Here is a 17,662-nt window from a genome sequence, read left to right as displayed (position 1 = left end):
ATGGTGACTTTTTTAAATCTAAAAAAAATAAATGAGCAATATCAGAGTGAAATATTACTGGCATGCGAACGCGTAATTAAATCTGGCTGGTATATTCTTGGCGAAGAAGTCAAAAACTTCGAGAAAGAATTCGCTGAATATTGTGGCGTAAAACATTGTATCAGTGTTGCGAACGGCCTTGACGCACTGAATCTGGTGTTGCGGGCTTGGATCGAAACAGGCCGGCTCAAAAAAGGTGATGAGGTTATTGTTCAAGCTAATACCTACATTGCCTCCATACTTGCAATTACGGAAAATGAACTTGTTCCTGTTTTGGTTGAGCCAGATCCCCAAACGTATAACCTCTCAGCTGTAACAGTAAAACAGGCTATCACAGAAAAAACCAAGGCTATTCTACCGGTTCATCTGTACGGGCAGATCTCTCCAATGGATGAGATTATGGAAATAGCAGACGAGCATAATTTGCTTGTGCTGGAGGATTGCGCTCAATCGCACGGTGCTGAACTCGAGAATAAAAAAGCAGGGAGTTGGGGAGACGCGGCAGCTTTCAGTTTCTATCCAGGCAAAAATCTAGGCGCGTTGGGCGATGCGGGAGCTATTACTACTAATGATGATAGTCTGGCTGATGTTCTTAAAGCTCTGCGAAACTATGGTTCCCATGTAAAATATCAAAATAGATATAAAGGTGTGAATAGCCGTCTTGATGAGATGCAGGCAGCTATATTGAATGTTAAATTAAAATATCTTGATAAAGAGAACGAAATCAGAAGAGCAATCGCTCAAAAGTATACAGGCGGAATTAAAAATAATCATATAACTTTGCCTGCCGTCGCTCAAGGAATGGATTCTCATGCCTGGCATCTTTATGTTATTCGCACAACAGAACGAGAGGATTTGCAATCTTATTTAATGGAAAAAGGCATTCAAACTCTTATCCATTATCCGCTTGCTCCACACCATCAGATTGCCTATAAAGAATATAATCATATCAATTTGCCGCTCACAGAGTGTATCCATAAAGAAGTTTTATCATTACCTATGGATCCAACAATGAGTTCTAAAGACGTCGATGCTGTTATTGAAGCGATTAATGGATGGAAAAATTGAATTTTGCAAAAGTTACAATCCTTAGCGGGATTGTAACTTGCCTGCGTTTAGTTTGCGGTCTGCTTATATCAAAAGTTGTTGCAATTTATACAGGCCCAGCTGGAATTGCTAACCTTGGGCAATTACAGAACTTTGTCACGTTCGTTAATGGATTCATTTCTTCTCAAGTCTCTCAAGGGGTAAATCGTTATTCGGCGGAGAATAAAAATGATTACTCAAAGGCACAACCTTATTGGCGCGCTTCGGTAAAGCTTTCTACGATAGCTTGTTGTTTTATCATTAGCATCGGCGTCTTGTCTTCAGGGAAACTTTCAGCATATCTTTTTCATCGGACCGATCTTTACTGGCTAATAATAATTGCGTTATGCGTGCTTCCATTAAATATTATTAATAATATATTTTTGGGCGTGCTTAATGGGCTGAATGAATATAATAAGTTTTTTCTTGCTAATATTTTTGCTATCGTATCATCTCTCCTGTCAATGACCGGATTGGTATATTTTTTCGGCCTTGAGGGCGCGCTGATTGCGGCAGCTCTAAATAACGCAATAGCGGGAACGTGGCTTATATTCATTATAATCAAAAGACCGTGGTTCAAATGGAAATATTGGGTTGGTCAGGTCCCGACACATCATATCGCAGAAATGCGAAAATATTTCCTTATGGGAATCATAGGTGCTTTGACAGGCCCAATATCCCTGATTGCTGTACGTACGATATTGACAAATAATTTTTCATTAGAGGATGCAGGTTACTGGCAGGCTGTGGCAAAAATTTCTGAAGCTTATCTTGCAGTTTTGACAACAGCATTAACAGTATATTATTTCCCTAAAACAGCAGCAGCTAAATCATACAATGAATATATATCAATATTAAAAACCGGAGCTACTGTTGTCGTCCCTCTTGCTTTAATAATGGCTTTTTCAATTTTTATTTTAAAAGACATTATTATTAAAATACTGTTTACTTCAGATTTTACAAAGGCTCGAGATCTTTTTTTATTTCAGAATATAGGTGATTTTTTAAGGATATGTAGTTGGCTTTTTGCCACTATACTCTTGGCTAAAGGTTATTTTAAAATAAACGCTGCTCTGGAAATTATTTTTTCAATAATGTTCCCGGTTTTAGTTAAAATTTTTGTTAATGATTTCGCTTTGGAAGGAGTAAGCATCGCTTACTGTATAACTTATTCATTGTATTTTATAGTGACAGTGTACATTTATTATTGGCATCTAAAAACTAAGGTAGCTCATACTAATGATTGTCTCCACTAATTGCTTGAGTGTTATTGTACCTGCCTATAATGAAGAAAAAAATATACTTAATATACTGCAAAATCTGAATGAGCAAACGCTGAGTGGATTTGAAGTGGTGGTTATAGACGATGGCTCTCTGGATAATACCGCCGCCATAGTGAAAAATTATACCTCTTCAATATACAAATTAACGCTAGTACAGCAGCAAAATATGGGCGCCGCTCAGGCAAGAGAAAAGGCAATCAATGCGGCGACAAGTACCTATATCGCATTCGTTGACTGTGATGATGCGCTCAGCGCCGATGCGCTGGAACAAGCAATAACACCGATGCTTGAAAATAATGATATAGGAATATCATTATTTGAGCTTATGTATACTAAATCGCATGCTGATCTTAATCGAACTTCATTTAAATATTATACGGATGCGACACTGATCAAAGGCGAGGATGCATTAACTCACTGTGTCTCTTCATGGGGTTTACACGGCTTTGGAATTTATAAGAAAAAAATACTGACTGAAGCGTATAACACTTATTATAAATATAATGAAGACAGAGTTAATTATCTTAATAATGACGAGGTAATTTCACGGATTTGTTTTGGTATGGCCAGCCTGATTTTTTTATCTTCTGGCAAATATTATTTTATTCATAATCCCGAGTCAACAACCAGGAAAGTAAATATTAATTATTACAAAATCATTAATAACGCTTATTACTTAAAAAGTTATTTGGCTGCAGAGAAAAAATCAGGATATTTTGACTATATAAGTGAGGCGTACAAATTACTTGTCAGTACTGTCTGGGGTGTATCGGTTCGCTATATTAAATGGAGACATTTCTTTAACAAGGAGGTTAAAGCCGAATGGCGTAATGCTATTAAAAAAGCGGTTAACGATTTACGATTGGACAATATTAATCACAGTATTCGTTTTAATAAAAAATCTACTGTGCAATTATTTATAATTTATTATTTACTTGTGAGAATATGAAAAAACCGCTTGTAACGATTGTTGTTGCGTCTTTTAATGCAGAAAAATATATATTAGAAACGTTAGAATCATGCATTAACCAGACCTACCGGAATATTGAAATCATTATTGTTGATGACTGTTCAAACGATAACAGTGTGCAGATAATAGAACAATGGTGCGATGAGAAGAAAATAAGTCAACCTTCAATTCCTTGTTCTTTGGTGAAAAGTGAAAAGAATAGTGGTATCCCTGCAAATTTGAATAATAGCCTGCCCTTAATAAAAGGTAGGTGGATAAAGTGTATCGGGTCAGACGATATTCTTCTACCCGAGGCCATTTCTGAATTTATTAAACGTCTAAACGTACATGCACACTGGGATAATATTGGAGCGGTATTTACCTATTTCGAAACTTTTGGTACAAACGTAAAGAAATCCAGTCGCTATCCTTTATCCTGGACCCGTGACATATGCAAAATGCGAGCATCGTGGATGAAGCGGCAACTTGCCATGCTCCATTTTAATAATGTCGCACCCTGCGCTTTTATTAATAGAAGCCATTTTGATGGATTTGATACTTCTTACAGATTACTTGAAGATCTTCCTTTATGGCTGAAATTAATAGAGAAGAATACGGTTACATTGTTTTTTGATTATACAACTGTGTTATATCGATTACATGATTCGCAGATTACCTCTTTAGCTAACCCAAAGGTAAATAACGTTCTGATTAATGATTTAAAGCATTTGAATGAATTTCGTTTAATGCGTAAACATTACTTGGCTTATTTGCATCATAAGTTTAATCTTCATTGTTCACTTAAAAGAACAATTTTTTATAGATATTTGAAAACAATAAATCCTCTTAATCTAGCTATCCGTTTGTATGAGAGCTTAAAGCAATAATATGTTTATACTACTTCTTTCATCTCCATTGCTATTATTATCTCTGATCTGGCATAGGTTCGCTTTTAGTTCGCAAGCAATTCTTCGGGTTCTCTTTGTCATTCTGTTTAGTGTGCTTTTTACTGCGTATTACTTGAATGGGATGGACTGGAGTATCTATTATTTAAAATTCGTTGAAAAAGGTGATCCATATACATCTTTTGAATTCGGTTTTGTTCTTTTTTTTCAAGGGATTTTGCTTTTAACAAATAATAACTATGGTTTGGCTATATTCCTCTTTTATGTAATTAGTTTTAGTGTTCTTTGCATTATTATAAAAAGATTTAAAACAAATGAGCCACTTTTTTGGGCATGTTTACTCCTTATATTTGGTTATAACTTGATATTGGAACAACTTCGTCAGTTTATAGCATGTATTATCATTTTTTATGCCTTGCTTAAATATAATAATGACGGAAAAATAAAGCAGTTAATTTTTTTGATTTTTCTCGCGGCTTGCTTTCATGTATCTTCTCTGATTGTTTTACCCGCTGTAGTTTTGGCATCATTCCGTAATATCACGAGTTTTACTCTGATGACGTTAGCGTCAGTTATAGGTTTTATAGGGTTCTTCTTTACTGGAACTGCCATTGTGACTGCAATGGCGAATGCTAACCTTGCCTTCACAAAAATTGCATATTATCTCCAACAAAACCCTATTAGCCTAAATTTTGGCTGGTTAAACATCCTTGACTTAATATTCATCTTATTTTATTTCATCTATCGTGCAAATATTGATCGTATTGCGTCAGTGAGATTATTAACACGGCTAATTTTCGTAGGAGCAACGATTCACTTATTCAGCGGTTCAATTACTTTCCTTGCAAGGGTTTGTTTCTTTTTCTATTTTATTGCCATATATGTATTTTGCGTAGTACCAAAAGGGGAGGGTACAAGATTATTCTCTATCAAAAGCTACAATACACTCATATTGACATTATTCTTTTCAGGCATGTTGACCCTGAACTTTATTTCTTACTTTAGAAATGATCAGGCGCCTGTGCAATTTAGTAACATGAATTTCAGATTGTTATCCTTCCTTGAGAATGATTATGTCCGAAAACTTGCAAATGATAAGTATTATGATGCTACGCAGGATATGAATAACATTTTATGAAAAAAAAAGTATTATTTGTTATCACCGGTCTTGGTCTAGGTGGAGCCGAAAAACAATTATGTTTGCTTGCTGACAAGTTAGTTCAACGCAAGTACGATGTCGCTATAGTTGCTCTTAACGGTGAAATAGAAGTGTTCCCTCAGAGTAGCGAGGTTAAACTTCTCAATTTACGAATGCAAAAGAATCCTTTTGGTTTATTAAACGCCGTACTACGCCTCGCTAAAATCATTAAAGATTTTAAGCCGCAGATCGTTCATGGGCATATGTTCCACGCAAATATTATTGCAAGGCTGGCCAGACTGATCGCTGCGGGAAATTATAAACTAATCTGTACCGCACATAGCAAAAATGAAGGCGGAAAGGTTCGTATGTTGGCTTACAGAGTAACGGACTACCTGTGTGACATAACCACCAATGTCAGCGATGAAGCACTTGCTGATTTTATTAAAAAAAATGCCTTTCAAACCTCTAAATCACGTGCTGTATACAACGGTATTGACACGGATTTATTCAAATATGATGAAAATATAAGAAACGAGTTGCGTAAGGAGCTCAATATCGATGATAACTGTGTTCTTATATTAGCTGTAGGAAGACTCACAGAGGCGAAAGATTATCCAAACTTATTAAGCGCAATGCAAAAATTGCCTGATAATTATAAGCTAGTCATTATAGGAGAAGGAGAATCCAGGCATCACGTTGAACAGAATATTATTGATCTGCAACTTCAGAACTCTGTCATCCTTCTCGGCAGAATAATGGATGTTGCTCGATATTATTCAGCATGTGATATCTATGTTTCTTCATCGCAGTGGGAAGGATTTGGGCTGGTCGTTGCGGAAGCAATGTCTTGTGAACGCCTTGTCGTCGCTACTAACGCTGGTGGGGTTGCTGAAGTTGTCGGCGATAAACAATTTATTGTACCAATTTCAGATGCAGACGCGTTAGCAAGCAAAATAATTGAAGTAACGAATTATGATGCGCATACTAAAACGAAAATTATGCAGCGAAACCGAACTCATATTGTCGCTACCTTTTCTATCGATTCCATTGTTAATAATTGGCTGGATATATATTCAACTAAGCAGGTTTGAAATATGCAAGTGCTATTAATTGGTAACCAGACAAGTACCATTTTGCTTTTCAGAAAGCGTCTTATAGAGAAGTTTATTGAAGAGGGGGCAGTCGTTCATACCTTAACGATGGATAGTGACGTCAATGCGTTCAAAAAAATAATCGAATTAGGCGCGCATCCGGGCTGTTACCGATTTTCACGTTCTGGTATGAATCCTGTCTCGGATGCGATTAATACGATTAGGCTTGCCAAAACAATAAAAGAAATTAAACCTGATGTCGTTTTCTGTTTTTTTCCCAAGCCCGTTATCTTTGGCACACTGGCAGCGCGTCTCGCTGGTGTAAAAAATATTAACGTGTTATTGGAAGGGTTGGGGTATTGTTTTACCAAAGGCGCTACTCAGGAAAATTTCAAAAAGAGAGTTGTCAGAAAAATACAAACATTACTGTATAAGTTGGCGTTGCCTTTGACAAAAAAAGTACTGTTTCTTAACAGCGATGATTATAAAGATTTGCTCATTGAACATCGTATTCAGGTGAAGTCGACTGAAGTTGTAGGCGGAATTGGCGTTAATCTTCAACAGTACAGTTATGTACCTGCGCGAACAGATGTCATTCATTTTACTATGGTCTCCAGGCTATTAGTTGAAAAAGGTGTTAGAGAATACGTTCTTGCTGCTGAGAAAGTAAAACGTCTATATCCTGATGTGCAGTTTAGTATTGCAGGGACGTTTGATGATAACCCAGGCGGCATTGCTCGTGAAGAATTTGAAACCTGGATTAAAAAAGGCGATGTGAATTTTTTAGGTCAGGTATCGGACATTAAAAATCACTTAATTAATAGCAGCATTTTTGTTCTGCCTTCTTATCGTGAAGGCGTCCCGCGTAGTACACAAGAAGCGATGGCAATAGGAAGGCCAATTATTACCACAGACGTGCCTGGTTGTAGAGAAACCGTCATCGCTGGTTACAATGGCTTTTTGATTCCGCCCTGGGATGCAGATGAGCTTGCTAACAAGATGATATATTTTATCAAGCAACCCGAGCTGATTATTCAGATGGGATTGGCAAGCCGTACTATAGCATTAGAAAAATTCGATGAAGAACAAGCCTGCGATAAATTAATAAGCCTTCTTTCTTCATAACGAACACTTCCTATGGGCAAAAATAGCTATACTTATTTTTAAGGAATAGATATGTCAATACTGGTGACGGGCGGTGCCGGTTATATTGGATCACATACAGTATTATGCCTTCTGGAGCGAGGTTACAATGTTGTGGTTTTGGATAACCTCAGTAATTCTTCTTACGAATCTTTACGTAGAGTGGAAGCGATCACGCAACGTGATATTGTTTATTATCAAGGTGATATTACCGACCGAATCTTCCTAAGAAAAATTTTTTCAGAGAATAAAATAGAGGCGGTAATCCACTTTGCTGGTTTGAAGTCTGTAAGCGAGTCGATAAAATACCCTACTAAGTATTACGAGAATAATGTTATGGGAAGTATTATTCTCCTTGATGAAATGATCAAGAATGGTATTTATAAGCTGATTTTTAGTTCATCGGCAACTGTTTATGGTGAACCAGAGCGTATCCCTCTTACAGAAGATTGCAAAACAGGCGGTACTACTAATCCCTATGGTACGTCAAAACTTATGGTTGAGCAGATTTTATCGGATACCGTGAAAGCGCAACCGCAATTAAGCATTACTATTCTTCGGTACTTCAATCCCGCCGGAGCCCATCCTTCTGGTTTAATTGGTGAAGATCCTAATGGTATCCCTAACAATTTATTACCCTATATAAGTCAAGTTGCTATTGGAAAGCTCGAAAAGCTTTCTATATATGGTAATGATTATCCCACTTATGATGGAACGGGGGTAAGGGATTATATCCATGTGATGGATCTTGCTGAAGGTCATGTCGCTGCGATTGAGAAAATGAACGCAGATAGCGGATGTAAAATATATAACCTGGGTACTGGCAAAGGGTATTCGGTTTTAGAGTTGATTTCTGCTTTCGAAGCGCAAAGCAATATAAAAATTCCTTACACGTTTACCGAACGCCGTCCGGGCGATATCGCTGAGTGCTGGTCCGATTCTTCCCTGGCGCATAGAGCGCTGGCCTGGCGCGCCACAAGAAGTCTGGATGAGATGATGCGCGATAGCTGGAATTGGCAACTGCAGAACCCTAATGGCTATAAGCCGTTAGTTTGATCCGCATTTGTTTGTAAGCAATTATTGTTGAAGACGTAATCCTCAGAAGAGGAAAGGCTCCCACATTTGTCCATCCTGAGTTAACATCGTAGCTACATTTACCTGCGTGATGATTCGCAGTGACCACACCTGACAGGAGTATGTAATGTCTAAACAGCAGATCGGCGTTGTTGGTATGGCCGTGATGGGGCGCAACCTGGCGCTTAACATTGAAAGCCGTGGCTATACCGTATCCGTGTTCAACCGCTCCCGCGAAAAAACCGAAGAAGTGATTGCAGAAAATCCGGGTAAAAACCTGGTTCCTTATTATACGGTGCAGGAGTTTGTTGAGTCCCTGGAAACGCCCCGTCGTATCCTGTTGATGGTTAAAGCAGGCGAAGGTACTGACAAAGCCATTGAATCCCTCAAGCCTTATCTGGACAAAGGCGACATCATTATTGATGGTGGCAACACTTTCTTCCAGGACACTATTCGTCGCAACCGCGAACTTTCTGAAGAAGGTTTCAATTTCATTGGTACCGGCGTATCCGGTGGCGAAGAGGGCGCGCTGAAAGGTCCGTCAATCATGCCTGGCGGCCAGAAAGAAGCGTATGAATTAGTCGCACCTATTCTGAAGCAGATTGCTGCTGTTGCAGAAGGTGAGCCGTGTGTCACCTATATCGGGCCGGACGGCGCAGGCCACTACGTTAAGATGGTGCACAACGGTATCGAATACGGCGATATGCAGTTGATTGCTGAAGCATATTCCCTGCTTAAGCATGGTCTGAATCTTTCTAACGAAGAACTGGCGAAAACCTTCTCTGAATGGAACGAAGGTGAGCTGAGCAGCTATCTTATCGATATCACTAAAGACATCTTCACCAAGAAGGATGAAGAGGGCAACTACCTGGTTGATGTGATTCTGGATGAAGCGGCTAACAAAGGCACCGGTAAATGGACCAGCCAGAGCTCACTCGATCTCGGGGAGCCGCTGTCCCTCATCACCGAGTCTGTTTTCGCGCGTTATATCTCTTCCCTGAAAGAGCAACGTGTTGCCGCTTCCAAAGTACTGAGCGGCCCGCAGGCCAAACCTTTCGCAGGCGATAAAGCTGAATTTATTGAGAAAGTACGCCGCGCGCTGTACCTCGGTAAAATTGTCTCTTACGCTCAGGGCTTCTCCCAGCTGCGTGCGGCTTCTGAAGAGCACAACTGGAACCTGAACTACGGTGAAATTGCGAAGATCTTCCGCGCTGGCTGCATCATCCGCGCGCAGTTCTTGCAGAAAATTACCGATGCGTATGCTGAAAACCCATCTATTGCGAACCTGCTGCTGGCGCCATACTTTAAGAAAGCGGCTGATGATTACCAGCAGGCGCTGCGCGATGTAGTGGCTTATGCGGTACAGAACGGTATCCCGACGCCGACCTTCTCTGCAGCTATCGCTTATTACGACAGCTACCGTTCTGCTGTGCTGCCAGCAAACCTTATTCAGGCGCAGCGCGACTACTTCGGGGCGCATACCTACAAGCGCACCGATAAAGAAGGCGTGTTCCATACCGAATGGCTGGATTAACTCTATCTTTCACTTTTTGAATGTTAAAGCCCGGCTATGGCCGGGCTTTTTTCTGGATAAATAGATATAAAAAGAACCTTACAATCAACAAACTTTACAGGTAAATTGTGCCGCTACGTGCAGTTTCATCTTTGTCTTATCAACATAAGAAATGAATTTGGCAAACTAAGCGTTGCAGCTACACGTAAAGTTGTTTATCTATTTGATAACAAATAAATTTATAATAAGGTTTGTATGGTGCACACTTCTTCTACTGCTAATAACAGGCAACCGGACGCCAACGAGCAAATTGACCTGTTAGATCTACTGCTTCAGTTATGGCGCGGAAAGCTGACCATCGCTGCGTGTATTGTCGTTGCGATCCTGCTTGCTGTTGCTTATTTATTCGTCGCGAAAGAAAAGTGGACTTCAGAAGCGATAGTTACTCTGCCTGACTCCGGGCAGATAGCCAATTACAACAACTCAATGGGCATACTTTATGGTCAAAACCCCACAAACGCGCCTACCGTTGTTGATGTACAGGAGCGTTTTTTTGGCCGTTTCAATTCAGCGATTTCGGCTCTGGCCGACGAGTTGCAAAACCGGGCTGATAGAGAAGACTTAAGAATTGAGCAGACGGTGAAAGGGCAGCAGGTTCCTTTAACCATCAGCTTCACGGCACACAGCGCCGAACAGGCGCAGAAAAATCTGGATAAATATATCCAGCAAATTAATAAACAGGTCGTGCAGGAGTTGGATGCTGACTTGCAAGTCAACATCGACAGTAAGCTGGAAGACCTGAAAGCTTCCCTGGCGACGCAGATTAAAGTGGCGCAAGAACAAAAAAATAAACGCCTTGCCGTACTTAATCAGGCATTGCTTGTAGCGCAGCAAGCGAATATTAAAGATACGCTAGTTCAACAGGCCGAAACACTTTCTGAAGACACCTTATTTGTATTAGGTAGCGACGCGCTTTCTTCAATAATCAAGAACGAAGGAACGCGTCCACTGCCGCTTTCAGATTATTACTACCAGACACGTCAGGCTTTGCTTGCTGTCAGTGCGCTTAAGTCAAAACCTGATTCGCTCTATTCGTTCCGTTATGTCATGAAGCCAAGCTTGCCGATTTATCGAGATAGTCCGAAGCGAGCATTAACGCTTATCCTGGCAGTGCTGATTGGTGGCATCATTGGCTCAGGCGTTGTACTACTTCGTCATGCTATCCGCAACCATCGACCGGGGTAATATCCCTGGCGGGTTGTTTGATAAAAGGCCGGTTAACCCGGCCTTTTTTATGCTTACTTATGCCTTCCCCGCAAGTTATCTATCACCGCGCTTAAATCCAGCTCCTGATCCTGCAACAGTACCAGCAGGTGATAAACCAGGTCAGACGCCTCGTTAACCAACTCTTCTTTGTCGCGAACCGTGGCGGCCAGCGCCGTTTCCACGCCTTCCTCTCCCACTTTCTGCGCAATCCGCTTGGTGCCGCTGGCGTAAAGTTTTGCCGTATATGAGCTTTCCGGCGAAGCGGTTTTACGCGCCGCCAGCAGTTCTTCCAGTTGGTAAAGAAAATGCCACTGGTGATGCGCCTCGCCAAAACAGCTCGAGGTGCCAAGGTGGCAAGTTGGCCCAATTGGGTTCACCAGCACCAGCAGCGTATCGTTATCGCAATCCGGCGTCATGCTCACGACATGCAGAAAGTGGCCGGAGGTCTCGCCTTTGGTCCACAGCCGCTGTTTAGTGCGGGAGAAGAATGTCACTTTGCCGCTTTCTTCTGTCCGGCGCAGCGCCTCGTCGTTCATATAACCCAGCATCAGCACTTCGCCGGATACCGCGTGCTGCACCACGACCGGCAGCAGCCCGTCGGTCTTCGCCCAGTCCAGTTGGGCCCGCTGTTGTTCTGTTAACACGCTCGAATCTCCACGCCTTGCTGAACCAGAAATGCTTTTAGTTCGCCAATATTAATAATCTGTTTGTGAAATACCGATGCCGCCAGCGCGCCATCCACGTCCGCGTCACGAAACGCTTCCAGGAAGTGCTCCATGGTGCCGGCGCCGCCGGAAGCGATCAGCGGAACGCGGCAGACCTCGCGCACTTTTTTAAGCTGCGTCAGGTCATAGCCGTTGCGCACGCCATCCTGGTTCATCATGTTGAGGACAATTTCTCCGGCGCCGCGCTTCTGTACTTCCGCTACCCAGTCCAGCGTTTCCCATTGGGTGACACGGGTGCGGCTTTCGTCGCCGGTATACTGGTTCACGTGATACTTGCCCGTCTCGCTGTCAAACCAGGTATCAATGCCTACGACAATGCACTGCACGCCAAAACGATCTGCGAGGCGGGTGATGAGCTCCGGGTCCGCGAGGGCAGGGGAGTTAATGGAGATTTTGTCCGCGCCGAAAGAGAGGATCTGCGCCGCGTCGTCCAGGGATTTAATACCGCCCGCTACGCAGAAAGGGATGTCTATTACTTCCGCCACGCGGGAAACCCAGCTTTTGTCTACCACGCGGCCATCGCTGGAGGCGGTGATATCGTAAAAGACCAGTTCATCGGCGCCTTCCTGCGCATAGCGTTTCGCCAGCGGCACGATATCGCCAATAATCTCGTGATTACGGAACTGCACGCCTTTGACAACCTGGCCGTCTCGCACGTCCAGGCAGGGGATTATCCGTTTTGCCAGCATTGAATCGCCTCCGTCACAGTAAATTTGCCTTCCAGCAGCGCACGCCCGACAATCACGCCCTGAACGCCAGTGCCGCGCAGCGCGCGAATATCATTAAGTTCGCCAATGCCGCCGGAGGACTGGAACGCCACCTGCGGATAGCGGGCGCATACTTCTTCATACAGCGCCACGTTGGAGCCGGAAAGCGTGCCGTCGCGAGAAATATCGGTGCAGAGCACATGCTTCAGGCCGAACGGCAGATAACTTTCCACCAGCGCTTCCAGCGTAACGCCGGAATTTTCCTGCCAGCCACTGACGGCCACCTGCTTGCGGCCCGCTTCATCGATACGCACATCCAGCGCCAGCACCAGCGCATCCGCGCCGAAGCGTTTAAACCATTGCTGCACCGTTTCAGGTGATTTCACGGCGGTGGAACCCACCACCACGCGGCTGGCGCCCGCTTGAAGCAGCGCGGCCACGTCATCTTCCGTACGCACCCCGCCGCCGACCTGCACCGGCACGCTCACGCCCGCCAGCAGCTTTTGTAGCAGCGGGATCTGGCGCTTCGCCGGGTCTTTCGCGCCGGTTAAATCCACCAGATGCAGCACCTGCGCGCCCTGCGCTGCGTAATCCTGCAGACGCGGCAGCGGGTCGCTGCCATAGTCGCGCTGCTGGCCGTAATCACCCTGATGGAGACGCACCACTTTTCCGTCAATCAAATCTAATGCCGGGATAATCACTTACATCTCCAGGAAATTTTTCAGCAGCTGCGCGCCCGCGGCGCCGGAGCGTTCCGGGTGAAACTGCACGCCCCAGAAGTTATCTTTCTGCACCGCGGCGGTAAACGGCTCGCCGTAATTACACTGCGCGATAGTGCAAGGGTTCACTGGCATGGCGTAGCTGTGCACGAAATAAAAATACGCGCCGTCTTCAATGCCGCGGAACAGTCGGTCGCCCGCTTTCGCATAGACGCGGTTCCAGCCCATGTGCGGCAGCGGCAGGCCGAAGTCGGTCATGTGCGGCACGGGTTCATCGATAATGCCCAGCGTCTCGACGCCGTTGTTCTCTTCGCTGCGCGACCCCAGCAGCTGCATGCCGAGGCAAATTCCCAGCACCGGCTGGGTGCACGCTTTAATCAGGTCGATAAGTTCGCGCTCGCGCAGCTGATCCATTGCCGCCTGAGCGGTGCCCACGCCCGGCAAAAAGAGCTTATCGGCGCGCAGCACCACCTCCGACTCGCGGCTGACCAGCGGTTCATAACCCAGGCGCTGCACCGCCCACTTCACGGAAGAGAGGTTGGCGCAGCCGGTATCCAGAATCACCACGTTCATTACAGCACTCCTTTTGAGGAGGGGAGGGTGTCGCCTTCCACGCGAATCGCCTGGCGCAGCGTGCGGCCAAAGGCTTTAAACAGGCTTTCCACACGGTGGTGGTCGTTTTTACCCTTGGTTTTCAGGTGCAGCGTTACGCCCATGGTGTAAGAGAGCGAACGGAAAAAGTGCTCCACCATTTCCGTACTGAGATCGCCTACGCGCTGGTAGGTGAACTCGGCGCGGTACTCAAGGTGCGGACGTCCGGAAATATCCAGCGCGCAGCGCGCCAGACACTCATCCATCGGCAGCACGAAGCCGAAGCGGTTAATGCCGCGCTTGTCGCCAAGCGCCAGCTTCAGCGCTTCGCCCAGCGCAAGGCCGGTGTCTTCCACGGTGTGGTGATCGTCGATATAAAGGTCTCCCTTCACCGCAATCTCCATCCGGAAGCCGCCGTGGGTGGCAATCTGGTCGAGCATATGGTCAAAGAAGCCGACGCCGGTGTTAATTTTGCTGCCGCCTTCCTGGTCGAGCCAGACTTTCACGTCGATCTGCGTCTCTTTAGTGTTGCGGGAGACCTGCGCGAAACGGTCGCGCTTTGTCAGCTTCTCGCCAATCATCGTCCAGTTCAGGTCGGCGCGGTTATAGCGCAGCCCCTGAATGCCCATGTTTTCGGCAAGTTCAATGTCAGTGGCGCGGTCGCCAATCACATAGCTGTTGGCTGTATCCAGCACGCCCTCTTCCAGATAGCCCCGCACCAGCGTGGTTTTCGGTTTGCGGCAGTCGCAGGCGTCATCGGGGAAGTGCGGGCAGATCAGCACGTCATCAAAAATCACCCCCTGAGAGGTGAAGACCTGCATCATCAGGTTGTGCGGACCGTCAAAATCGGCCTGCGGGAAGCTGCGGGTGCCAAGGCCATCCTGGTTGGTTATCATCACAAGCTTAAAGCCCGCTTTTTGCAGCTTCAGCAGAGTGGGGATCACGTCTGGCTCAAAGGCCAGCTTGTCAAAGCGATCCACCTGAAAATCTTCCGGCGGCTCGGCAATCAGCGTACCGTCACGGTCAATAAAGAGAGTCTTCTGGCTCATACACGCTCCGTGGCCGCAAGGCCGGGTTGTTCACGCAGGGCGTCAATCACGCGCTGACACTCCTCGCGGGTGCCGACGCTAATACGCAGGCAGCCGCTCAGCGAGGGCTGTTTATTCTGGTCGCGTAAGATAATGCCCTGATCCCATAAGGATTTAAACACCGCGCTGGAAGCGGTAATGCGCGCCAGCACGTAGTTAGTTTCACTGTCAAAAACGCGCTCAACGCACGGCACCTCTTGCAGCGCCGACACCAGATACTGGCGGTTGCGTTTAATTTCCGCCACCCGCTCACGCATTTGCGCGATGCCCTGCGGGCTCAGCGCCTGCGCGGCGATATCCGCCACCGGCGTGGAAAGCGGGTACGGGGCGATCACTTTCAGCAGCAGGTTGATTATCTCTTCGCTGGCAAGCGTAAAGCCGCAGCGTAGCCCCGCCAGCGCGAACGCTTTAGAGAGCGTGCGCAGCACCACCAGGTTCGGGTATTCCGCCAGCCAGCCGGCGACGGTCGCCTGCGGGCAAAATTCGATATAGGCTTCGTCGGCGACCACCAGCGCTTTGCCGCGCGTCATCTCCAGCAGCGTGCGCAGATCCTGCGGGTTGATAAGCTGCCCGGTCGGGTTATTGGGGCTGCAGACGAACACTACTTTCACGCCGTCGAGTTTTTCGGCGATGGCGGGCAAGTCAAGCTGCCAGTCTTCCAGCGCCTGAACGGTGCGGTACTCAACGCCGAACGCTTCCGCGCTGACGCTGTACATGCCGTAAGTCGGCGCGCAGTAAAGCACGGCGTCCTCTCCCGGCTCGCAGAAGGCGCGGATCAAAAGCTCGATGCCTTCATCGGCGCCGCGGCTCACCAGCACCTGCTCCGGCTTCACGCAAGCGTAGTCGGCGTAGCGCTCAATCACCTGCTTCGGCTGGCATTCCGGGTAGCGGTTGAGGTTTTGCTGCGTCAGCTGAAACTCCACTGGCAGCGGGTATTCGTTGGCGTTCAGCCAGACATCGCCGCTGCCGCCAAGACGACGGGCGGACTGATAGGGCGTCAGCGCGCGGACATTGGCGCGAGCCAGTTCTTCAATGCTCATTGCATCTCCTTCAGGGCGGCGACACGCAGCGTGACGGCGTTTTTATGAGCGGCAAGCTGTTCAGCGGCCGCCAGTGTCTCAATGGTTTTCGCAAGGCTCGCGAAGCCCTGCATGGAAAGCTCCTGTACGGTCATCCGCTTCTGAAAATCCGCAAGTCCAAGGCTTGAGCAGGTAGCGGTGTAACCGTAAGTCGGCAGCACGTGGTTAGTGCCGGAGGCGTAATCGCCGGCGGACTCGGGCGACCAGTCGCCCAGAAACACGGAACCAGCGCTGGTGATGCTCTCTACCAGCTCGCGGGCGTTACGGGTCTGGATAATCAGGTGTTCCGGGCCGTACTGGTTGGAGATTTCCACGCACTGCGCCAGATCGCGCGCAACGATAATGCGGCTGGCGGAAAGCGCCTGGCGCGCCGTCTCGGCTCGCGGCAAAGCAGCGAGCTGGCGCTCCACGGCCTCTGCGACCGCCTGCGCCATCACGCTGTCCGGCGTCAGCAGAATCACCTGCGAGTCCGGGCCGTGCTCCGCCTGGGAGAGCAGGTCGGAGGCGACGAAATCGGGCGTAGCGCCGCTGTCGGCAATCACCAGCACCTCGGAAGGTCCGGCGGGCATATCGATAGCCGCGCCATCAAGACGCTGGCTTGCCTGGCGTTTCGCTTCGGTAACATAAGCGTTGCCCGGGCCGAAAATTTTATCCACCTTAGGCACCGTCTCGCTGCCAAAAGCGAGCGCGGCGATAGCCTGCGCGCCGCCCGCGTTGAAAACCTCCTGCACGCCGCAAAGCTTCGCCGCATAGAGAATTTCATCCGCAATCGGCGGAGGGGAGCAGAGCACCACTTTGGCGCAGCCCGCGAGACGCGCAGGGGTCGCCAGCATCAGCACGGTAGAAAAAAGCGGAGCGGAACCGCCGGGAATATAGAGGCCGACAGAAGCGACCGGGCGCGTTACCTGCTGGCAACGTACGCCCGGCATGGTTTCTATATCAACGGTGGCAAGGCGCTGCGCTTCGTGAAAGGTTTCGATGTTCGCCACCGCTACCGCCATCGCCTCTTTTATTTCCTCGCCAAGGCGCGCTTCGGCGGCGTTAATCTCTTCAGCCGTGACTTTCAGCGCCGTCACGTCGGTTTTATCAAACTTCGCGCTGTATTCGCGCAGCGCCGCATCGCCCCGGGCTTTTACGTTATCGAGAATGTCGGCGACGGTGCGGGTGATGCTGTCGGATGCGGAAATAGCCGGGCGCATCAGCAGCGCGCGCTGCTGCGCGCTGTCGCAAGTATTCCAGTCGATTATCGTGTTAAAGGTCATG

Annotated in this window: 17 protein-coding genes; 10 read left to right on the top strand and 7 right to left on the bottom strand. The window is 46.9% G+C overall.

Annotation, left to right across the window (positions count from 1 at the left end; genetic code table 11):
- The 10 genes from ACU4F7_RS14710 (at window position 1) to wzzB (ending at window position 11,469) form a co-directional block, all read left to right on the top strand.
- The gene (locus tag ACU4F7_RS14710; protein WP_481637221.1) at window positions 1-1,107 is read left to right on the top strand and encodes a DegT/DnrJ/EryC1/StrS family aminotransferase; all 1,107 of its coding nucleotides are present in this window, start codon (window positions 1-3) and stop codon (window positions 1,105-1,107) included.
- On the top strand, window positions 1,095-2,381 hold the full coding sequence (locus tag ACU4F7_RS14705) for an O-antigen translocase (RefSeq protein WP_481637220.1): 1,287 nt from the start codon (window positions 1,095-1,097) through the stop codon (window positions 2,379-2,381). Before ACU4F7_RS14710 ends, ACU4F7_RS14705 begins: the two co-directional genes overlap by 13 nt.
- Window positions 2,365-3,357, top strand: a complete 993-nt coding sequence (locus ACU4F7_RS14700; protein WP_481637219.1) for a glycosyltransferase family 2 protein — start codon at window positions 2,365-2,367, stop codon at window positions 3,355-3,357. Before ACU4F7_RS14705 ends, ACU4F7_RS14700 begins: the two co-directional genes overlap by 17 nt.
- The gene (locus ACU4F7_RS14695; RefSeq protein ID WP_481637218.1) at window positions 3,354-4,244 is read left to right on the top strand and encodes a glycosyltransferase family 2 protein; all 891 of its coding nucleotides are present in this window, start codon (window positions 3,354-3,356) and stop codon (window positions 4,242-4,244) included. Before ACU4F7_RS14700 ends, ACU4F7_RS14695 begins: the two co-directional genes overlap by 4 nt.
- Window positions 4,245-4,386: 142 nt before the next feature.
- A complete protein-coding gene (locus ACU4F7_RS14690) occupies window positions 4,387-5,400 on the top strand; it encodes an EpsG family protein (RefSeq protein ID WP_481637217.1) in 1,014 nt (337 codons plus the stop codon).
- Window positions 5,397-6,494 carry a glycosyltransferase gene (locus tag ACU4F7_RS14685; RefSeq protein ID WP_481637216.1) on the top strand — a complete coding sequence of 366 codons (1,098 nt, stop codon included), beginning with the start codon at window positions 5,397-5,399 and terminating at the stop codon, window positions 6,492-6,494. The genes ACU4F7_RS14690 and ACU4F7_RS14685 overlap by 4 nt, the downstream gene beginning before the upstream one ends.
- A 3-nt stretch (window positions 6,495-6,497) precedes the next feature.
- Window positions 6,498-7,619 (top strand): glycosyltransferase family 4 protein, encoded by a 1,122-nt coding sequence (locus ACU4F7_RS14680; RefSeq protein WP_481637215.1) that lies wholly within the window; start codon window positions 6,498-6,500, stop codon window positions 7,617-7,619.
- Between the two features lie 51 nt (window positions 7,620-7,670).
- Window positions 7,671-8,693: a UDP-glucose 4-epimerase GalE gene (gene galE / locus ACU4F7_RS14675; RefSeq protein ID WP_481637214.1), complete on the top strand. Its 1,023-nt coding sequence runs from the start codon at window positions 7,671-7,673 to the stop codon at window positions 8,691-8,693.
- A gap of 145 nt (window positions 8,694-8,838) precedes the next feature.
- Window positions 8,839-10,245, top strand: a complete 1,407-nt coding sequence (gene gndA, locus ACU4F7_RS14670; protein ID WP_024561408.1) for an NADP-dependent phosphogluconate dehydrogenase — start codon at window positions 8,839-8,841, stop codon at window positions 10,243-10,245.
- A 234-nt stretch (window positions 10,246-10,479) separates the two neighbouring features.
- Window positions 10,480-11,469: an LPS O-antigen chain length determinant protein WzzB gene (gene wzzB / locus ACU4F7_RS14665; RefSeq protein ID WP_481637213.1), complete on the top strand. Its 990-nt coding sequence runs from the start codon at window positions 10,480-10,482 to the stop codon at window positions 11,467-11,469.
- 53 nt (window positions 11,470-11,522) lie between these two features.
- Here wzzB and hisIE read toward each other — a convergent pair whose 3' ends face one another.
- Genes hisIE through hisD form a run of 7 tightly spaced genes read right to left on the bottom strand, consistent with a single transcriptional unit; the run spans window position 11,523 to window position 17,661 of the window.
- Window positions 11,523-12,134, bottom strand: a complete 612-nt coding sequence (hisIE, locus tag ACU4F7_RS14660; RefSeq protein ID WP_481637212.1) for a bifunctional phosphoribosyl-AMP cyclohydrolase/phosphoribosyl-ATP diphosphatase HisIE — start codon at window positions 12,132-12,134, stop codon at window positions 11,523-11,525.
- Entirely contained in the window at window positions 12,128-12,904 is a 777-nt protein-coding gene (hisF, locus tag ACU4F7_RS14655) for an imidazole glycerol phosphate synthase subunit HisF (RefSeq protein WP_024555803.1), read from the bottom strand. The genes hisIE and hisF overlap by 7 nt, the downstream gene beginning before the upstream one ends.
- Window positions 12,886-13,623 (bottom strand): 1-(5-phosphoribosyl)-5-[(5-phosphoribosylamino)methylideneamino]imidazole-4-carboxamide isomerase, encoded by a 738-nt coding sequence (gene hisA, locus ACU4F7_RS14650; RefSeq protein WP_481637211.1) that lies wholly within the window; start codon window positions 13,621-13,623, stop codon window positions 12,886-12,888. The genes hisF and hisA overlap by 19 nt, the downstream gene beginning before the upstream one ends.
- Window positions 13,624-14,214: an imidazole glycerol phosphate synthase subunit HisH gene (gene hisH / locus ACU4F7_RS14645; protein ID WP_029593277.1), complete on the bottom strand. Its 591-nt coding sequence runs from the start codon at window positions 14,212-14,214 to the stop codon at window positions 13,624-13,626.
- On the bottom strand, window positions 14,214-15,281 hold the full coding sequence (gene hisB / locus ACU4F7_RS14640) for a bifunctional histidinol-phosphatase/imidazoleglycerol-phosphate dehydratase HisB (protein WP_029593276.1): 1,068 nt from the start codon (window positions 15,279-15,281) through the stop codon (window positions 14,214-14,216). The genes hisH and hisB overlap by 1 nt, the downstream gene beginning before the upstream one ends.
- Window positions 15,278-16,360 carry a histidinol-phosphate transaminase gene (gene hisC, locus ACU4F7_RS14635; protein WP_029593275.1) on the bottom strand — a complete coding sequence of 361 codons (1,083 nt, stop codon included), beginning with the start codon at window positions 16,358-16,360 and terminating at the stop codon, window positions 15,278-15,280. The genes hisB and hisC overlap by 4 nt, the downstream gene beginning before the upstream one ends.
- Window positions 16,357-17,661 (bottom strand): histidinol dehydrogenase, encoded by a 1,305-nt coding sequence (gene hisD / locus ACU4F7_RS14630; RefSeq protein ID WP_481637210.1) that lies wholly within the window; start codon window positions 17,659-17,661, stop codon window positions 16,357-16,359. The genes hisC and hisD overlap by 4 nt, the downstream gene beginning before the upstream one ends.
- Between the last annotated feature and the right edge of the window lies 1 nt (window position 17,662).

This window comes from Franconibacter pulveris, from assembly GCF_056780215.1.
The sequence above is the reverse complement of the archived record's forward strand: the minus strand, read 5'-3'. Positions and strand labels throughout refer to the sequence as shown.

Excerpts from the sequence above, each read along its gene's own strand:
- ACU4F7_RS14690 (WP_481637217.1), top strand. The coding sequence starts at position 4,387 with ATGGACTGGAGTATCTATTATTTAAAATTCGTTGAAAAAGGTGATCCA.
- hisF (WP_024555803.1), bottom strand. The coding sequence starts at position 12,904 with ATGCTGGCAAAACGGATAATCCCCTGCCTGGACGTGCGAGACGGCCAG.
- galE (WP_481637214.1), top strand. The coding sequence starts at position 7,671 with ATGTCAATACTGGTGACGGGCGGTGCCGGTTATATTGGATCACATACA.
- hisC (WP_029593275.1), bottom strand. The coding sequence starts at position 16,360 with ATGAGCATTGAAGAACTGGCTCGCGCCAATGTCCGCGCGCTGACGCCC.
- ACU4F7_RS14700 (WP_481637219.1), top strand. The coding sequence starts at position 2,365 with ATGATTGTCTCCACTAATTGCTTGAGTGTTATTGTACCTGCCTATAAT.
- ACU4F7_RS14680 (WP_481637215.1), top strand. The coding sequence starts at position 6,498 with ATGCAAGTGCTATTAATTGGTAACCAGACAAGTACCATTTTGCTTTTC.
- ACU4F7_RS14710 (WP_481637221.1), top strand. The coding sequence starts at position 1 with ATGGTGACTTTTTTAAATCTAAAAAAAATAAATGAGCAATATCAGAGT.
- hisD (WP_481637210.1), bottom strand. The coding sequence starts at position 17,661 with ATGACCTTTAACACGATAATCGACTGGAATACTTGCGACAGCGCGCAG.
- gndA (WP_024561408.1), top strand. The coding sequence starts at position 8,839 with ATGTCTAAACAGCAGATCGGCGTTGTTGGTATGGCCGTGATGGGGCGC.
- wzzB (WP_481637213.1), top strand. The coding sequence starts at position 10,480 with ATGGTGCACACTTCTTCTACTGCTAATAACAGGCAACCGGACGCCAAC.
- ACU4F7_RS14685 (WP_481637216.1), top strand. The coding sequence starts at position 5,397 with ATGAAAAAAAAAGTATTATTTGTTATCACCGGTCTTGGTCTAGGTGGA.
- hisH (WP_029593277.1), bottom strand. The coding sequence starts at position 14,214 with ATGAACGTGGTGATTCTGGATACCGGCTGCGCCAACCTCTCTTCCGTG.
- ACU4F7_RS14695 (WP_481637218.1), top strand. The coding sequence starts at position 3,354 with ATGAAAAAACCGCTTGTAACGATTGTTGTTGCGTCTTTTAATGCAGAA.
- ACU4F7_RS14705 (WP_481637220.1), top strand. The coding sequence starts at position 1,095 with ATGGAAAAATTGAATTTTGCAAAAGTTACAATCCTTAGCGGGATTGTA.
- hisB (WP_029593276.1), bottom strand. The coding sequence starts at position 15,281 with ATGAGCCAGAAGACTCTCTTTATTGACCGTGACGGTACGCTGATTGCC.